The following is a 13,305-nucleotide window of genomic DNA, read 5'->3' as shown; positions in this document are numbered from 1 at the left end:
TCGTCAGAGGCCCGAACAGCGGCGTCCGCTTCTCATTCCATATAATAAATAAGATTGGGGGCGGATTCAGTTTGATAATCAGACTCGCGTTTCTTCCGAAGACTGCGAAGCCTGATTTCAGTGCGGGCCGATGCGGCGGCAACCTGGTCGATGCTGTGCGTCATCTGGAGCAGCTCCGCGTCCGTCTTGCCTGAGAGGCCGGTAAAGTCCTCCTCCTGCCGTGCCTTCTCGGCCTGGCGCTCTTCCTCGTCCACCGGGACGGGGGCAGGGGCGCGCTTGTGGCGGGTCAGCAGCGCCATAGCGCGGGCGGGCAAGGAAAGGCGGTAGGCGTTGCTTGCCTGCTTCACCTGCGGGCCTTTCTCGCCCGGCGCTGTCTCGGCCGGCACAAAGCGGCGAAGCCAATCCACGAAGCCGTGACGGCGCAAGGCGTCGAGCGCGCGCACGGCGCTGTCACGCGAGCAACGCGCATGGTGCATGATCGTATCGAGCGACGGATCGAGGCGGCCCGTGCGGTAATCGACAAAGCGGGCCAGTGCCTTCAGCACCTTGATTGCGATGCTGCCAAGCGGGCCTTTGCGTGCGCCGGGGGCCTTGTTGGCGAGGTCGTAGGCCTCGGCGGCGTCTACGATCTTCCAGACTTCGCGCTTATCCACGCGCCTCCAGAAGCCCGCTTCGCATTTTCCAAGCGGCTTTGAATAGCGGTGGATGGGTGCGCCCGTGCGCTTGCCCGTCGCCTTGAGTGCCAGTGCACCAATGGAAAACATTGTCCTTCGTCCTTCTGTTGGACGGGCAGGGACTCGCAGGCAAAAAATCATCGTTCCCGCAAGAGGTTGACTCTTGCGGATTGAAAATCTGTGGACTATCTTCGAATCACTTTCTCAGGGTGTTGTCGAAGACAGCGCTGCTAAGTCCAAAACCCTGCCGGCGCCAACCGGCGGGGTTTTTTCGTTCGTGCCCTTTGGTGGTCAAAAACCTCGTTGTGGATGCAAATGAGTCGGGTCTTGTGAAGTTTGCGGGACTCTTGTCCGATTCTGCAAGGCAACGCATTTACTTTCTGTTGACCATAACCGCGCGGCTTTGGCGTGCCCTGGGCGCGATCGGTCTGAGTCATAAGGCCGTTTATGCGATCTTCATCACAGGCAGGCCCCGCGAATGGCGTCGCGTTTGGCTTCGCGCATCGTTGTTATTTCCGGAGGCGCGAAGCCATCATAGAGTTTTCCGCCATCCTTCCATGTCACGGTGATGTAAAATCGATGGGGTAGGAAGAGAGTGGTGCGCTCTATCTCGATGGTCGCGCCCTTGTGGGTTCCCCTAAAATAGCCTCTGGATTTCTCAAGAACTCGCATCCTTTGCGGCCTCCTTGCACCATGCAAACAGCTCGACGGCCTCGGCTCTTGCGAGGCGCTCCAGCTCGGCCACGATCAGCGCTCCGGCTTTGATAAGGTTGACGCGGGGGTCGGCGCTTGGCTTCCACCAATGATCGGGCCACGGCCAGATATCAGCGGCGGCAAAGCGGATTTCAGGGCCGTCATCCGCCATGTCAGCATCCAAGCAATAGCAGGCGGCAGCAAGTGAGAGTGCGCCGCTCGTGTACTTGTCATCATGCTCGGCGGTGAAGCCTTCTTCCTCGATCTGGCGGCGGCGCTCGGCAGCTATTGCGGCAAGTGCCACGGCCATGTTGGCGGTCGGGGCAGGGTAGCGGCCTGGTGCCGGTGGCGGGGCCATGGTAAAAAGCGGGATCGACCAATATTCATCGGTCGGGGTGATGGGGTCTTGCTCGTAACTGTGGTGTTCTTCGTCAAGGCAGACGTGACCGCAAAGGTAGCCGTAGGGGCCGAACATGGGGACGCTGTGTGTCGTGCGGTCGGTCTGGAGCTGGGCCACAAGCTGTTCGGTGGTCGGTAGTTTCAGGGCGCTGGTGTCAAGCGTCAGTTTGAGGGTCTGGTAATGGGCCGTGTGCTCAAGCTGTGCAACGCGCTCGCGTAGTGCCTTGATGGCGTCAGCGGCTTCCTTGTGGGGCGTGTTCTCGCCCCAAGGCTCCAGCCATGAAACAAGGCGGTCAAGGGTGTGAGGGTCTAGCGGGTTGGTGGTCATGGTCAGTCCTCGGCCTCACTTGCGGCGATCTGGTCCAGCAGCTCGGCGCGCTCTTTGGCGGCGGCGATGGCCTCGGCCTCGGTTTCGAAATGCAGGAACTCGTCTTCGTCGCTTTCGGGAATGGGGGCAGTGAAGCCGTATCGCGTCGGGCCAGTGAATGAGCTGGCAATTTCGCAAACGGTGAAGTGCCCGAAGCATGATTTCGAAATGGCTTCGTGCGGCGTCTGTCCGCTGTCGTCGGGGTCCATAGCACGATAAAACCAGTCAGCCTTATCGAAGCTATTCGCGGCGATTGCCTCCGCATCCGCATGCAGCAAGGCGGTCCATTCCCTGAAGCCTTCCAGCTTTGCGCGGGCGCGGTTGGTATCGTAGTCAATGCCGGTGACATCATAGACAAAGATGGTTGCGGCGGTTACATCCGCAATCTCGTCCGCGATCTCTTCGCGGTTGGTCTTGCCGGTGGCCGGGTTGGTTTCGTCCAGCCCCTGAATGAGCGCGCGAATGCAGGTCTTTGCCAGTTCGGCGGCTTCCTCGGCCAGCTTGCCAAGCGCCTGGTGCGTGATGGTGTTCGGTTCAGGCTTCCAAAGGGTGATGGTCATTCGCCTTGTTCCTTTATTTCTATCAAATCGCGGCACGGGGCATCTATTTGCGGCGGTGAGGATGGAATAGAGCGGCTCGCAGCCATCCAGCCGGCCTGGAGCATTGCCGCAACTTTCTTGGGGTCGGTCAGATCGATGACAGTTGCGCTGCTAAACTCATTGACCGCTGTCGTTATCGCGGCAGCAAAGTCGTCTTCGGTTTTGCAAAATGCGGCAAACCCAATGCTCTTGACGTGCTGTCTGGCAAAGCCGCGCTGGCAATCGATTTCGATGCCGGCATAGACAATCCCGAACTTCCATTCGTCTTTCGTTTTTTTCGTCATGGTCAGTTCGGCCCCGCGCATGGTTCGAAAACTGCATTTCCATCCTGTTCGACAAGGCGGAAATGGGTTTCGGTGTCGCTCCAGAACCATGCCTGAATGGCAACGCCATCCTGACCTAAGTCGTCTTCTGTGCAGTGTTTGGCGAGTTCTGCAATGCTCTCGGAAAACGTGTCTTCCCAATCCAGTCCGATGCAAAAGCAATTGGCGTCAGCGGGCACGGTTGGCGCGTCGGCGCTGCCATCCTCGGCCACGGTCATGATGTGCATTCCGTATTGCCGGTGCGCGAGAAAGGGCACGACCTGGCCGGGCTGGAGTTGTACATGGTAGGCGGTGCTGTCCCAATCTTCGGGGTCGTCAACCGGTTCCATGAGGTAGTATCCCGGCTCTGCACATTTATTCAGGAAGGCGGTCGGGTCGGCCTGCGGTTCCGGGTTCATTTCGTCCAGCCAAGCGGATGGCAGATATTTGGTGACGGCGCTGGTCATTTGCTGGCTTCCGATTTTGTTGCCGCGCGGGGCAGGCGGTTTCGACGTTCATCCGGATGGACGATTTCGCCGTTCAGGGCGCGATAGGTGAGGGTGCCCTGAATGCCGGCGAAGGTCGGGATGAGCGTGCCGTCTATGATGAGTTCCGAACCCTCGGCCATGAAGCGCTCTATCAGCGCGGGTTTGGTGGCGATGCCGGACAGGATCAGGCCTGCGATTTCGTTTGCGGGTTCTCCGGCCTGAAAGGCGACGGCGCTTGCAACCTCGGCCAGCTTGTTGATGGCCTCGATCTGGCCGGTGCGACGGCCTGCCTCGACGCCTAGGCGATAGGCCGCGCGGCGACGGCGTGCGCCTGTTGATTTCGGTTCGTCGTTCATTGTCCGGCCTTTCCCAGAAATACGACCTTGCGCACCATGCCAGCATGCAGGCGAATGGCGTCCTGTTCGGCCTTAAGATGATTGGCCGCCTTGAGGGTGACGGTGGCCCCGCCTACAAAATGGACGCGATAATTGGTGGCGGCGTTCCGGTTTTCCCGGTGGCCCGCGTTGGTGCTGGTCATGTTCGGTGTTCCTTCATCCGTTCGGGCAACTGCCCCGCATGCGGTCAGGGCAGAAGCCGGAACGGATCGCGGATCAGGCAGCGTCGGGAAAGGTTGAAACCTTCTCCGTCATATCGACGGTATCGCGCGAGTCTTTGCCATCAACGTGGGCCAGATCGTGGGCGGAAAACCAGTCCTTCTGGATATCGCCGAAGGTGTTGAAGTGGCGAACGTAATAGCTGGCGGCGCTGCCGATCATTTCAGTGCGGCCAATGACGCGACCACGACGGCTAGAGCCATCGAACTTAACGATTTCACCCAACGAATATTCAAAATAGGGGCGGCTATGGACGCATTCGTCGGGCTGCACTTCATGAATGTGCACGTCCGTCGTGCCGGTGGCGTGATAAATACGCTCCTGGTCCGGCTCGATGCGCGTGGCGGGCTGGTAGGGGTCGCCAGTTTCGGGGTTCAGGAGCGAGACAAGCACGGGCCAGCCGTGATTTGCCTTGACGGTGATGGTGGTTGTCATGGGGTGTCCTTTCTTCGTGAAACGATCATCCGTTTCCGATGCTGGCCCCTTGCAGGCGGGCCAGACACGGAAGCGGATCAGGCGGCGGCGCGGCTGGAGAGCTGCATGGCCAGATCGCGGGCCTTCGTTTCGAAGCGGGAAACCTCTTCCTGGGTGAAGTGCAGCAGCAGCGTTTCGCGCGGCATGCCTTCGCCATAGCGGCGCATGGTATCGGCCATGTCGCGAATGATCTTGTCGTCGGCTTTCTGGTTGGTCTTGTGCATGGTGACGTTCTCCGGGTTGGATGCGTCGCCATCATTATGCGGGAAATATCCCTTGTCAACGCCAATAAAGGGATATTTCCCGCATCGCGTATCTGACGAGGTCAGCCGGTATGCACGAATGATTCGTGCATTACCAAATTGCTCGCGCAATCAATGGTAATTTTTTGGAGTTATGAAACGTCCACTATCACGCGGATAACCCGGCCCACTACGGATGTTTCTTCCGTTACCGGCATGGCTTCATGATCGCGGTTCGATGAGAACGGGTGCAGCCGATCCGGGTTCGAAAGGAACTGCTTGAACGTCACTTCATCGCCCTGGCGGAACACATAATATTTCTTCGAAAGGAGTTCCCGACTGGTCGGATCAACGATGATGATTGAGCGATCCGGCGCGATCAAGTCCATGCTGTCGCCATGAACTTCAAGGGCAAAACAGTGGTCTGAGTGGTCGATATCTGTCGGAATTCGGCGAGCATCTTCAACGTCGCCATACGGAAAAGCGTCTGTGAAGCTACCAGCAGCAACCCATGAGATGACGGGAACTGTTTTCGCTTCAGGCGCTTCACCGTCCTCCCCAAATGCAAGCCATCCAGCCGTCACGCCGAGAACGCGAGCGACGGCTTCCAATGAATCTAGGCGGGGTTGCGGTGACTTCGGCCCGCGCCAGTCGCGAATCAGATCAGGCCCATAACCTGCGGCAATGGAAATCTTCCTCGCGGAAAGTTTCAGGGCTTTCCGGCGTTTTTCGATGCGCGACAAGATTGCAGCGGTAGCGGATTTTTCCATACGGGAATTATCCCTTGGCTGGTTTCTGACCGCGAGAGGGACATTTCCCTTGTCAATGAGGGAAATATCCCTCATGTTACCGACCATGAACACGTTGAACGCTCTCTTTGCTCTGGTGGATACCTACTGCGGCCATGTCGGCATCGCAGAAGCAACGCTATCCAGTCAGTTATTCAGTGATGGGAAGCGCTTGAAAGCGCTGCGGGCGGGCAAGGATGTAGGCGCGCGACGTTTGGAGCGCGCCATTCTGTGGCTGGATGAACATTGGCCGGATGGTTGTGAGTGGCCGGAAGGGGTGATGCGTCCGCTTACCGCCGAGCGGTTTGATGCCATGTTCGAGAACCTGGAAAGGGCAATTTCGGAATGACTGCAAACCTCGTTGCCGCGGCTCTCCTGTTGATCATTGCGTATTTCGTGTTCGCCATCGTGGGCGGCATGGTGCTTTTCGCTCTGCTGGCCCTGCGGCTTCGTCGCGGCACGCGCTCGCGGCGCATTCTGAGGTGCCGCTGATGGTGGCGCGTTTCCTGTTTCAGTTCCAGCCGGGCGCGGTCTCCTCCCTGCCGCCCGCTGTGCGCCGGGGTGCAACGGGGTCGGTTCGGTGTCAACCGATGCACTCCGGCGCTGTTCTCTTTTGCAGTTCATGCGGGCCTCCGTGATTTAGCGGACTCCCGCCCTTCATACGTTTTTCCACTTTTGGTTACGATTGGAAATTTCTCTGAAATTTCCAGTTGCGTTTCCGCACATCTGGAGTTTGGGCCATGAAGAAAGAAGACATCAAAAAGCAGCCGTGGTTTTTCGCGGTCAAGGGCGCGCAGCGCGATCTTATCAAGCGGGCGGGCGGTATTCAGCGCACGGCTATGGTGCTGGAGGTTTCACCCTCGCTTGTCGGCACATGGTTCAATCTTGAAGACGGTGCGCTGATGCCGCTTTGGGCCGTGATGGTGCTGGAAACCGATGTTGAGCGGGCCGTGGTTTCCCGCGCTGCTGCTGCCAATATCGGGGCTGACATGGTTTCGGGCGAGGGTGGCCTGTTGGTCGGCGGTTGCCTCGATACCGCAAAGGCCGGGCTTATGGTCGAGCTTTCGCACCTGACCATGGCCTTTGTCGATGCCGATGCGGACGGCACGCGCACGCCTGCGGAACTCCAGTCCATTCGCCGCGAGTTCGTCGATGTGAAGGACATGGCGGAAAAGGGCATTGCGGCCTGTGACGGCGCGCTTGCCAAGGCGGCGGCTGACCGCGACGGGGGTGCGTGATGGCTCCTCTTTCTTCCGAGCTTTTCGGGTTCGATTTTCGTCCGCTCATACCGGAAGCGCGGCGGCTGATGTGGGAACTGCGGGCGCGCGGTGGGCGGCTTTACCTTCGCCGCGACATGAGCCGCAATTATACGGCCCGGCTCGGCGCGCTTTTGCGCTGCCGTGGGTTTGTGCGGATGGCGGCGGGGGGCAGCAACAAGCGCCTGGAGCTGACCGACCGGGGCAATGCCTATCTCGACCGGCTTGCGAGGTGCGAGTGATGGGCGTTTTCGACAGCCTTCCGAAAGATGTTCGCTCGGCGCTGGCCGACAGCCATTCCGGGGTTTCTCCGCTGGTTGCTGCCCGCCTGTTGCGCCGGTTGCCGGTGGAGCGGGTTGTGACCGCGATTGCGATTGTGGACCGGCATTTGTGCGGGATTGGGGGTGTGGAATGACGGCGGTGGAGGTTATCGCCGCGCGGCCTTCCGTTGATGGGCCTTATCAGGTCATGCCGCCACTTTCCGACGAGGATTATGCCGCGCTGAAAGCGGACATTGCCGTCCGTGGCGTTCTGGTTCCTATCGAGTACGACGAAAAGGGCGCTGTTCTCGATGGTCATCACCGGGCCGCGATTTGCCAAGAACTCGGCATTACCGATCCGCCGCGCTTTATCCGCAAGGGGTTGAGCGAGGATGAAAAGCGGGCGCACGCCCTTTCGCTGAACGTCAACCGTCGCCAGCTTTCGCAGGCGGAAAAGAAAAAGGCCGTTCAGGCTTGGCTTAAGGCTTCGCCTGCCAAGTCGAGCCGGGCGATTGCCTCGGCGGTGGGTGTCGATCACAAGACCGTTTCGGCGGTGCGCAAGGACATGGCTTCAACTGGGGAAATTCCCCAGTTGGAAAAAACCGTGGGGCGCGATGGTCGGTCGCGTTCCATGCGGACAATGTTCATGCCGCCGACCCGCGATGTGCCGGAACTGAAAAAGGTGGCAAAGGCGATCCGCACGGAACAGATGCGGGTGAGCCGGGAAACGCGCGTGGGTCTGCTCGCTGCCATTTCCGCCCACGGGCGACGCGTGGCCGGTGAAATGCCGCGTGCGGCCTTCCCTGTGATTTATGCCGATCCGCCGTGGCAACAGGAAGCCTGGAGCGATGAAACGGGGCAGGACAAGGGCCTGAAATATCCGGCCATGTCGCTCGATGAAATCAAGGCGCTGTGCGCGGGCGACAAAAGTCCCGCGACGGCCTCGGCGGAATGCTTCCTTTGGGTGCCTGCGAACCGCGTGCATCACGGGATCGAAGTGCTTGAGGCATGGGGCTTTACCTATGTGACCTGCATGGTCTGGGACAAGGTTGACCCCGGCATGGGGCGGCATGTGCGCGATTGCCACGAGCTGCTTTTGATTGGCAAGCGCGGGCCGATCTCGATTGCGCCCGTGCCCGGCGAGAACCCGCCAAGCCTCTATTCCGAACGCAAGACCGAACACAGCCGCAAGCCGGTGTGGTTTGCCGAACAGATCGAACGGCAGTTCAAGGGCCTCAAGAAACTGGAGCTATTCAACCGGCGCGAAAGCCTTGCGGCTGGCGACGTGCGGCTGAATGGCGATTGGGAATTCTGGGGCTTTGAGGCCGCCGAGAACGGGAAAGAAGAGGTGGCCCATGGCTGAACCAATGCTGCGGGCCGATGTGCTGGCCCTTTTGAGCAACTGCCCGGTGTGTGGGTCTGCTAAGGCGGATTTCACGCGCTGGGGCACGGAAGAGAAATCGGCGCGTGTGCGGTTTGAATGCAGCGCTGTTTTTTCGACGTTTGGCGATGCTGAAATTGAGGTGAGCAACCGCGACCAATGCCCGGCCCCTAGCCGGGTGGCGGCGTCGGCGCTGGAGCGGGAATTTTCGCGGGGTGCGGCGTGATGTTTCGTGAAACCCTTCTCGCCGGTACGCTCCTGGCTGGCCTCTCCGCACCGAATGTCCCGCAGGGGGAACCGATCATTATCGACAGTTTCGCAGGCGGCGGCGGCGCTTCGACTGGGATCGAAATGGCGCTGGGCCGTTCGCCAGACATTGCCATCAACCACAATGCAGCGGCGTTGGCGCTGCATGCCGTCAATCATCCTGAGACGCTGCATCTTTCGGAAAACGTCTACAAGGTTGATCCGCTCGACTATCTGGCGGGAAAGCACATCGGGCTGGCGTGGTTCTCGCCGGATTGCAAGCATTTCTCGAAGGCCAAGGGCGGCAAACCCGTCGAGCGCAATATCCGCGACCTCTGCTGGATCATTCCCGGCTGGATCGAGCGTATCCAGAAATCCGGCGGCAAGGTCGATCTCGTCATCATGGAGAATGTCGAGGAGTTCAAGGATTACGGGCCGCTCAAGATGACGGAAAAGGGCCTGATGCCCGATCCTGAACGCAAGGGCGAAACCTATCAGAAATGGTGTCGCAAGCTGCGCAGTCTCGGCGCGAAGATCGAAAGCCGTGAACTGCGGGCCTGCGATTATGGTGCGGAGACGATCCGCAAGCGGCTTTTTGTCATCATGCGTTTCGATGGCAAAAAGATCGTCTGGCCGAAACCGACGCACGGCAAGCCGGACGATCCGGATGTGATCGCGGGCCGCAAGCTGCCCTATGAATGGTGTGCCAATTCTATCGACTGGTCCATTCCGTGCCCGTCGATCTTCGACAGTGCTGACGAAATTTTCGCCAAGTGGGGGCTGCGGGCGCTACGGCCTTTGGCTGACAACACCATGCATCGCATTGCGCGCGGCTTCGACCGTTATGTGCTGCGGGCGGATAGGCCGTTCCTCGTCAACCTGACACATGGCGGGCGGATCGAGCCGCTGGATTGCCCGATCAATACGATTACCGGCGCGCATCGCGGGGAAAAGGCATTGGTTTCGCCCCATCTTTCCGCGTTCTATGGTCCGGGGCAGGGTGGTCAAACGCGGGCGGCACCCATTGATGAACCTGTGCGGGTCATCACGACAGAGAACAGGCATGGATTGATTGCTCCCGTTCTGACCGCCGCGCAGCATGGCGGTTCGTGCCGCGCTGCTGACGGGCCGCTTCATACGGTCACGGCCAGCCGAAAGGATCAGAACTCTGTTTTCTTTGCGCATATGGCGCAACAGAACAACGATTCCCGGCGTGAGGGTGGTGTTAATCCGGGGCGGGAAGTGACCGCGCCGCTTTCGACTATCACGCAAACCGGTTCCCATCAAAGCGTTGTCTCGGCCTATATCGCCCGGCAGTTTGGCACGGGGACTGGCCACGCGCTGGATGGACCGGGCCGGACAGTGATGGCGGATGGCGGCGGCAAGTCGCAGCTCGTGACGCCTTATCTCCAGTCATACTATGGCACGGGCGATGGATCGCGTGAGGATGAGCCGGGACGGACGCTGACGACGCGTGATCGCTTCGGCCACATCGAGGCGACGATTGACGTTCCGCCCTTCACGGCGGCGCAGGAAGAGCGGGCGCGTGCCGTGGCTGCGTTCCTTCGGTCTTACGGCTTCTGGGATGATCGCGAGTTTGTGACGTTGGAAGTCAACGGCGTGACCTTTGTCGTGGTCGATATCGGCATGCGGATGCTCACGCCGCGTGAGCTTTACAGCATGCAGGGCTTTCCGCGCGATTACCGCATTGATGGGCATTACGACCATTCCTGCACTGGCCCGGATGGTGGGCCGGTGTGGGTTCCCTTCTCGAAATCGGTTCAGGTTTCCTGCGTTGGCAACAGCGTTTCGCCACCGGTTGCGCGGGCGCTTGTGGCGGCGAATGCTGGCCATCTGGCGCGGGATGAAAGGCGGGCGGCATGAGCGGATTTCTCCCAACCGTCGATATTCTTGCAGACTTTGACCGGGATCAGGACCGGGCGCTTTGGCTTCTCGATGCCTCTGACGGGATGATTGCGCGCGATTACTCGGCCATTCGGGCAGTTCTGCTGTCGGCACGTTTTCGGCTTGGTCTTGACTGTCTCGACGTGCGTCATTCCGCACTGAATGCCGTTCGGGATGATCGCGGCGAATTGAAGTCGCATCATATTGAACTCCTTGAGGAATGCCGGGCAATGCTGCGGCAGAAGGCCTATGTTCCGGAACGGGATGGTAGCGAATGAAAAAGCCGGTTTCCCGCGTGTGGAAATGGCGGCGTGCGGTTGCCAATTCCGCGTTTTCAGCTTCGACAAAGCACGTCCTTTCAAAGCTGAGCTATTTTATGGATGAGGATGGCGATTCCTGCTTTCCATCCATCAAAGACCTTTGCGAAGCCACGTCGCTTTCCAAGAACACAGTTCGTCATCATCTGGAGCTTGCAGCGGCGGCGGGATGGGTTTCCGTCCTGCCCATCGGCTCGGCTGGTCTGCACGGGCAAAAATGGCGGCGCAAATCCTATTATGCGCGCTGGCCCGACGAACAATCTCACGCTTATCCCCTCGAAACGACGGAGGCCGAAACCATGGTCGAAGGTGGGTCAATTGACAGTGCAAAGGTGGGTCAGCCATTGACCCAAGATAATACCACTCCAAGAATCTCTCCATCTGCGCGCGCAGGCGTGCGCGAGATTGCCGAACCGGACAGGCGGAAAATCGACGGCCAGTTTCGCAAGTGGGCCGCGCTGTGGCCGCGAAGATCACGGAAGAAAGACGGCATTGCGGCTTTGCGGCTGTGGCGGGGCCTGACGGATGCGCAGCGCGAGGCAGCGCTTGTGCTGACGCCTAGATACTTGCGGACGGTGCGAGACAAGACCAAACTTTGCGGGCCTGAAACGGCGCTGAGGCGGCGGATTTGGGAAAGCGACGGCGTGCAGGTGAAGGCGGCGTTTAAGGGGCCGCTCTGGATGGCCTGCTATTTCTGGCGATTGCTGCAACCGGCTGTCAGCGCCGTGACCTTTACCGGCCTTGAGGAAAAGATGATTGCGGACGGGTCGCGGACCCGCGAACAGCTTGTGCGCGAGAAGCGCCGCAAGTTCGGGTGGCCTGCCGCCAATCGCATGGTTTCGTTGTGGCATGAAAAACGTTCGTTCTTCTGCCCTGCCCATGTCGAGCCGCTTGGCGATCTCTTCGTCTGGGTGGCGACCGAAAGCCTGCTTTTCGCAGCATGGGCGCGGCTTGCGGAAGCGCGGGACTGGCCGCTTCCATCGCCTATCGGGAAAGGGCTGTTTTTCCCGCGTGTCGCCAGTCTGGACGGCGATCTTGATGAGGCCGTGGCGGCAGCTCTTGCCGCTTTCGAAGTGCAGGCAGCGGGGGTTTTCCATGAACGGACGTAATGGGCGGATGATGGCGGATGCGGAGCGGCGTGCGCGGATGGGGCTTGTGGGGATGGCGTGCAAGGATGTTCCGGGCTTCGAAAAAATGGCCCGCTGGATTGTTGCCGTCTGCCGTCCGGGCACGGAAGCCCGCATTTATGACGATCTTTCAGCGCTGGGGATTGAGTGCTGGTGCCCGATGGAAAAGAAGCGGCGACCACCTCGGCGCGGGCTTAAGGCGCAAGTTATCCACACGCCTCTATTTCGCGGTTATCTGTTTGTGCGGGTTATCCCGACGAATGAAGCCTTCGTTGGACTGCTGTCAGCGTCTCGCCTTTCGGGGCTGATGGGCCATGACGGCGTGCCCACGCTCATGCCTGAAAGGATCATGGAACGGTTGCGGCTGAGCGTGGCGAAACGGCTGAAAGATCAAGGCGATGATGACGGTTCATGGTGGCGTGACTGCCATGTGACTGTGACGCACGGGCCGTTCGCTTCGTTCAAGGCTGTGGTGCGCGCGCTGGTCGGCAAGGGCGACAAGGTGAAGGTTGACGTTGAGATATTCGGTCGGGCAACGCCCGTCGAGCTGGATATTGACTCAATCCGCATTGGGAAGTAACGAATCGGACATTGAGAGCGGCATATCGATTCTTTGCCGCATAATGGGTTGACCGGGGCGCTTGATGCCCGATGTGGATTGTTCTCCCCCGGCCCCGCCTTGCGCTCCCAGAACCACGGGAAAGCGTTTCAAGGCCAGTGCGCAAGCTATGCCTAGATGATTGATGAGCCGGCCAGATGGTCGGCTTTTTTCGTTTAAAGAGTATGGGGAAATTTGATCGACGGTCGGAAGAGGCGCGCGCCTGGCGTGGCTGGTATGGCCTCGCCCGATGGAAGGCCATCCGCAAGCACCAACTCGCCATTGAGCCGCTGTGCCGTTACTGCCGCTTGCAAGGCAAGATCGAAGTGGCGGAAGTGTGCGACCACGTTGAGCGGCATAACGGCGATCCAGACAAGTTTTGGAACGGGCCTTTCCAAAGCCTTTGCAAACCACACCACGACGCGACGAAGCAGGCGGAAGAACTTCGCGGCTTCTCGACGGCGGTTGGCGAAGACGGTTGGCCCATCGATCCATCGCACCCCGCGAACCGCTGAACCGATGCCTCGGCCATCCGCCCTCCTCCCCATGGGGGGGTGGGTTCGATCTCTAGACCC

General features: G+C 59.7%; 23 protein-coding genes. 12 read left to right on the top strand and 11 right to left on the bottom strand.

The features are described from left to right. Nucleotides 1-32: 32 nt before the first annotated feature. The 11 genes from GGQ66_RS07940 to GGQ66_RS07890 form a co-directional block, all read right to left on the bottom strand. Nucleotides 33-764 (bottom strand): helix-turn-helix domain-containing protein, encoded by a 732-nt coding sequence (locus GGQ66_RS07940; protein ID WP_183791209.1) that lies wholly within the window; start codon nt 762-764, stop codon nt 33-35. A 369-nt stretch (nt 765-1,133) separates the two neighbouring features. After that, complete coding sequence (locus tag GGQ66_RS07935; protein ID WP_183791207.1) at nt 1,134-1,346, bottom strand: hypothetical protein; 213 nt, start codon at nt 1,344-1,346, stop codon at nt 1,134-1,136. Then, nucleotides 1,333-2,094 (bottom strand): hypothetical protein, encoded by a 762-nt coding sequence (locus GGQ66_RS23055; protein ID WP_210287205.1) that lies wholly within the window; start codon nt 2,092-2,094, stop codon nt 1,333-1,335. The genes GGQ66_RS07935 and GGQ66_RS23055 overlap by 14 nt, the downstream gene beginning before the upstream one ends. A gap of 2 nt (nt 2,095-2,096) precedes the next feature. Continuing rightward, nucleotides 2,097-2,693, bottom strand: a complete 597-nt coding sequence (locus GGQ66_RS07925; protein ID WP_183791205.1) for a hypothetical protein — start codon at nt 2,691-2,693, stop codon at nt 2,097-2,099. Further along, nucleotides 2,690-3,016 (bottom strand): hypothetical protein, encoded by a 327-nt coding sequence (locus GGQ66_RS07920; protein ID WP_183791203.1) that lies wholly within the window; start codon nt 3,014-3,016, stop codon nt 2,690-2,692. The genes GGQ66_RS07925 and GGQ66_RS07920 overlap by 4 nt, the downstream gene beginning before the upstream one ends. Before the next feature lie 2 nt (nt 3,017-3,018). Then, entirely contained in the window at nt 3,019-3,501 is a 483-nt protein-coding gene (locus tag GGQ66_RS07915; protein WP_183791201.1) for a hypothetical protein, read from the bottom strand. Beyond that, a complete protein-coding gene (locus tag GGQ66_RS07910) occupies nt 3,498-3,878 on the bottom strand; it encodes a hypothetical protein (protein ID WP_237358822.1) in 381 nt (126 codons plus the stop codon). Before GGQ66_RS07910 ends, GGQ66_RS07915 begins: the two co-directional genes overlap by 4 nt. Beyond that, a complete protein-coding gene (locus GGQ66_RS07905) occupies nt 3,875-4,060 on the bottom strand; it encodes a hypothetical protein (RefSeq protein WP_183791199.1) in 186 nt (61 codons plus the stop codon). The genes GGQ66_RS07910 and GGQ66_RS07905 overlap by 4 nt, the downstream gene beginning before the upstream one ends. Before the next feature lie 73 nt (nt 4,061-4,133). Further along, nucleotides 4,134-4,571, bottom strand: a complete 438-nt coding sequence (locus GGQ66_RS07900; RefSeq protein ID WP_183791197.1) for a hypothetical protein — start codon at nt 4,569-4,571, stop codon at nt 4,134-4,136. Nucleotides 4,572-4,648: 77 nt separating this feature from the next. Further along, entirely contained in the window at nt 4,649-4,834 is a 186-nt protein-coding gene (locus GGQ66_RS07895; protein WP_183791195.1) for a hypothetical protein, read from the bottom strand. Nucleotides 4,835-5,004: 170 nt separating this feature from the next. Continuing rightward, on the bottom strand, nt 5,005-5,697 hold the full coding sequence (locus GGQ66_RS07890) for a S24 family peptidase (protein WP_183791193.1): 693 nt from the start codon (nt 5,695-5,697) through the stop codon (nt 5,005-5,007). Here GGQ66_RS07890 and GGQ66_RS07885 point away from each other — a divergent pair. The 12 genes from GGQ66_RS07885 (at nt 5,696) to GGQ66_RS07830 (ending at nt 13,245) form a co-directional block, all read left to right on the top strand. Continuing rightward, nucleotides 5,696-5,989 carry a hypothetical protein gene (locus GGQ66_RS07885; RefSeq protein ID WP_237358821.1) on the top strand — a complete coding sequence of 98 codons (294 nt, stop codon included), beginning with the start codon at nt 5,696-5,698 and terminating at the stop codon, nt 5,987-5,989. The genes GGQ66_RS07890 and GGQ66_RS07885 overlap by 2 nt on opposite strands. Next, complete coding sequence (locus tag GGQ66_RS07880; RefSeq protein ID WP_183791191.1) at nt 5,986-6,132, top strand: hypothetical protein; 147 nt, start codon at nt 5,986-5,988, stop codon at nt 6,130-6,132. The genes GGQ66_RS07885 and GGQ66_RS07880 overlap by 4 nt, the downstream gene beginning before the upstream one ends. A 248-nt stretch (nt 6,133-6,380) precedes the next feature. Further along, nucleotides 6,381-6,878: a hypothetical protein gene (locus GGQ66_RS07875; protein WP_183791189.1), complete on the top strand. Its 498-nt coding sequence runs from the start codon at nt 6,381-6,383 to the stop codon at nt 6,876-6,878. After that, nucleotides 6,878-7,138, top strand: a complete 261-nt coding sequence (locus GGQ66_RS07870) for a hypothetical protein (RefSeq protein ID WP_183791187.1) — start codon at nt 6,878-6,880, stop codon at nt 7,136-7,138. Before GGQ66_RS07875 ends, GGQ66_RS07870 begins: the two co-directional genes overlap by 1 nt. Beyond that, nucleotides 7,138-7,311, top strand: a complete 174-nt coding sequence (locus GGQ66_RS07865) for a hypothetical protein (protein ID WP_183791185.1) — start codon at nt 7,138-7,140, stop codon at nt 7,309-7,311. The genes GGQ66_RS07870 and GGQ66_RS07865 overlap by 1 nt, the downstream gene beginning before the upstream one ends. Next, nucleotides 7,308-8,519, top strand: a complete 1,212-nt coding sequence (locus GGQ66_RS07860; protein WP_237358820.1) for an MT-A70 family methyltransferase — start codon at nt 7,308-7,310, stop codon at nt 8,517-8,519. The genes GGQ66_RS07865 and GGQ66_RS07860 overlap by 4 nt, the downstream gene beginning before the upstream one ends. Continuing rightward, nucleotides 8,512-8,763, top strand: a complete 252-nt coding sequence (locus tag GGQ66_RS07855) for a hypothetical protein (protein ID WP_183791183.1) — start codon at nt 8,512-8,514, stop codon at nt 8,761-8,763. Before GGQ66_RS07860 ends, GGQ66_RS07855 begins: the two co-directional genes overlap by 8 nt. Further along, nucleotides 8,763-10,667: a DNA cytosine methyltransferase gene (locus GGQ66_RS07850; RefSeq protein WP_183791181.1), complete on the top strand. Its 1,905-nt coding sequence runs from the start codon at nt 8,763-8,765 to the stop codon at nt 10,665-10,667. The genes GGQ66_RS07855 and GGQ66_RS07850 overlap by 1 nt, the downstream gene beginning before the upstream one ends. Then, on the top strand, nt 10,664-10,966 hold the full coding sequence (locus tag GGQ66_RS07845; protein ID WP_183791179.1) for a hypothetical protein: 303 nt from the start codon (nt 10,664-10,666) through the stop codon (nt 10,964-10,966). Before GGQ66_RS07850 ends, GGQ66_RS07845 begins: the two co-directional genes overlap by 4 nt. Next, nucleotides 10,963-12,114, top strand: a complete 1,152-nt coding sequence (locus GGQ66_RS07840) for a helix-turn-helix domain-containing protein (RefSeq protein WP_183791177.1) — start codon at nt 10,963-10,965, stop codon at nt 12,112-12,114. The genes GGQ66_RS07845 and GGQ66_RS07840 overlap by 4 nt, the downstream gene beginning before the upstream one ends. Continuing rightward, nucleotides 12,101-12,712 carry a transcription termination/antitermination protein NusG gene (gene nusG, locus GGQ66_RS07835; protein ID WP_183791175.1) on the top strand — a complete coding sequence of 204 codons (612 nt, stop codon included), beginning with the start codon at nt 12,101-12,103 and terminating at the stop codon, nt 12,710-12,712. Before GGQ66_RS07840 ends, nusG begins: the two co-directional genes overlap by 14 nt. A 176-nt stretch (nt 12,713-12,888) precedes the next feature. After that, nucleotides 12,889-13,245 carry an HNH endonuclease gene (locus tag GGQ66_RS07830; RefSeq protein ID WP_183791173.1) on the top strand — a complete coding sequence of 119 codons (357 nt, stop codon included), beginning with the start codon at nt 12,889-12,891 and terminating at the stop codon, nt 13,243-13,245. Nucleotides 13,246-13,305 lie beyond the last annotated feature (60 nt).

This window comes from Allorhizobium borbori (genome assembly GCF_014196535.1).
GTDB lineage: Bacteria > Pseudomonadota > Alphaproteobacteria > Rhizobiales > Rhizobiaceae > Ectorhizobium > Ectorhizobium borbori.
Note: the sequence above shows the minus strand (reverse complement) of the source record. Positions and strands in the feature narration are given on the sequence as shown.

What these genes read in the sequence shown, in the direction of transcription:
- GGQ66_RS07860 (WP_237358820.1), top strand. Translation starts at nt 7,308, where the DNA reads ATGACGGCGGTGGAGGTTATCGCCGCGCGGCCTTCCGTTGATGGGCCT.
- GGQ66_RS07875 (WP_183791189.1), top strand. Translation starts at nt 6,381, where the DNA reads ATGAAGAAAGAAGACATCAAAAAGCAGCCGTGGTTTTTCGCGGTCAAG.
- GGQ66_RS07855 (WP_183791183.1), top strand. Translation starts at nt 8,512, where the DNA reads ATGGCTGAACCAATGCTGCGGGCCGATGTGCTGGCCCTTTTGAGCAAC.
- GGQ66_RS07915 (WP_183791201.1), bottom strand. Translation starts at nt 3,501, where the DNA reads ATGACCAGCGCCGTCACCAAATATCTGCCATCCGCTTGGCTGGACGAA.
- GGQ66_RS07830 (WP_183791173.1), top strand. Translation starts at nt 12,889, where the DNA reads ATGGTCGGCTTTTTTCGTTTAAAGAGTATGGGGAAATTTGATCGACGG.
- GGQ66_RS07885 (WP_237358821.1), top strand. Translation starts at nt 5,696, where the DNA reads ATGTTACCGACCATGAACACGTTGAACGCTCTCTTTGCTCTGGTGGAT.
- GGQ66_RS23055 (WP_210287205.1), bottom strand. Translation starts at nt 2,094, where the DNA reads ATGACCACCAACCCGCTAGACCCTCACACCCTTGACCGCCTTGTTTCA.
- GGQ66_RS07900 (WP_183791197.1), bottom strand. Translation starts at nt 4,571, where the DNA reads ATGACAACCACCATCACCGTCAAGGCAAATCACGGCTGGCCCGTGCTT.
- GGQ66_RS07905 (WP_183791199.1), bottom strand. Translation starts at nt 4,060, where the DNA reads ATGACCAGCACCAACGCGGGCCACCGGGAAAACCGGAACGCCGCCACC.
- GGQ66_RS07850 (WP_183791181.1), top strand. Translation starts at nt 8,763, where the DNA reads ATGTTTCGTGAAACCCTTCTCGCCGGTACGCTCCTGGCTGGCCTCTCC.
- GGQ66_RS07890 (WP_183791193.1), bottom strand. Translation starts at nt 5,697, where the DNA reads ATGAGGGATATTTCCCTCATTGACAAGGGAAATGTCCCTCTCGCGGTC.
- GGQ66_RS07865 (WP_183791185.1), top strand. Translation starts at nt 7,138, where the DNA reads ATGGGCGTTTTCGACAGCCTTCCGAAAGATGTTCGCTCGGCGCTGGCC.
- GGQ66_RS07880 (WP_183791191.1), top strand. Translation starts at nt 5,986, where the DNA reads ATGACTGCAAACCTCGTTGCCGCGGCTCTCCTGTTGATCATTGCGTAT.
- GGQ66_RS07935 (WP_183791207.1), bottom strand. Translation starts at nt 1,346, where the DNA reads ATGCGAGTTCTTGAGAAATCCAGAGGCTATTTTAGGGGAACCCACAAG.
- GGQ66_RS07910 (WP_237358822.1), bottom strand. Translation starts at nt 3,878, where the DNA reads ATGAACGACGAACCGAAATCAACAGGCGCACGCCGTCGCCGCGCGGCC.
- GGQ66_RS07840 (WP_183791177.1), top strand. Translation starts at nt 10,963, where the DNA reads ATGAAAAAGCCGGTTTCCCGCGTGTGGAAATGGCGGCGTGCGGTTGCC.
- GGQ66_RS07940 (WP_183791209.1), bottom strand. Translation starts at nt 764, where the DNA reads ATGTTTTCCATTGGTGCACTGGCACTCAAGGCGACGGGCAAGCGCACG.
- GGQ66_RS07845 (WP_183791179.1), top strand. Translation starts at nt 10,664, where the DNA reads ATGAGCGGATTTCTCCCAACCGTCGATATTCTTGCAGACTTTGACCGG.
- GGQ66_RS07870 (WP_183791187.1), top strand. Translation starts at nt 6,878, where the DNA reads ATGGCTCCTCTTTCTTCCGAGCTTTTCGGGTTCGATTTTCGTCCGCTC.
- nusG (WP_183791175.1), top strand. Translation starts at nt 12,101, where the DNA reads ATGAACGGACGTAATGGGCGGATGATGGCGGATGCGGAGCGGCGTGCG.
- GGQ66_RS07895 (WP_183791195.1), bottom strand. Translation starts at nt 4,834, where the DNA reads ATGCACAAGACCAACCAGAAAGCCGACGACAAGATCATTCGCGACATG.
- GGQ66_RS07920 (WP_183791203.1), bottom strand. Translation starts at nt 3,016, where the DNA reads ATGACGAAAAAAACGAAAGACGAATGGAAGTTCGGGATTGTCTATGCC.
- GGQ66_RS07925 (WP_183791205.1), bottom strand. Translation starts at nt 2,693, where the DNA reads ATGACCATCACCCTTTGGAAGCCTGAACCGAACACCATCACGCACCAG.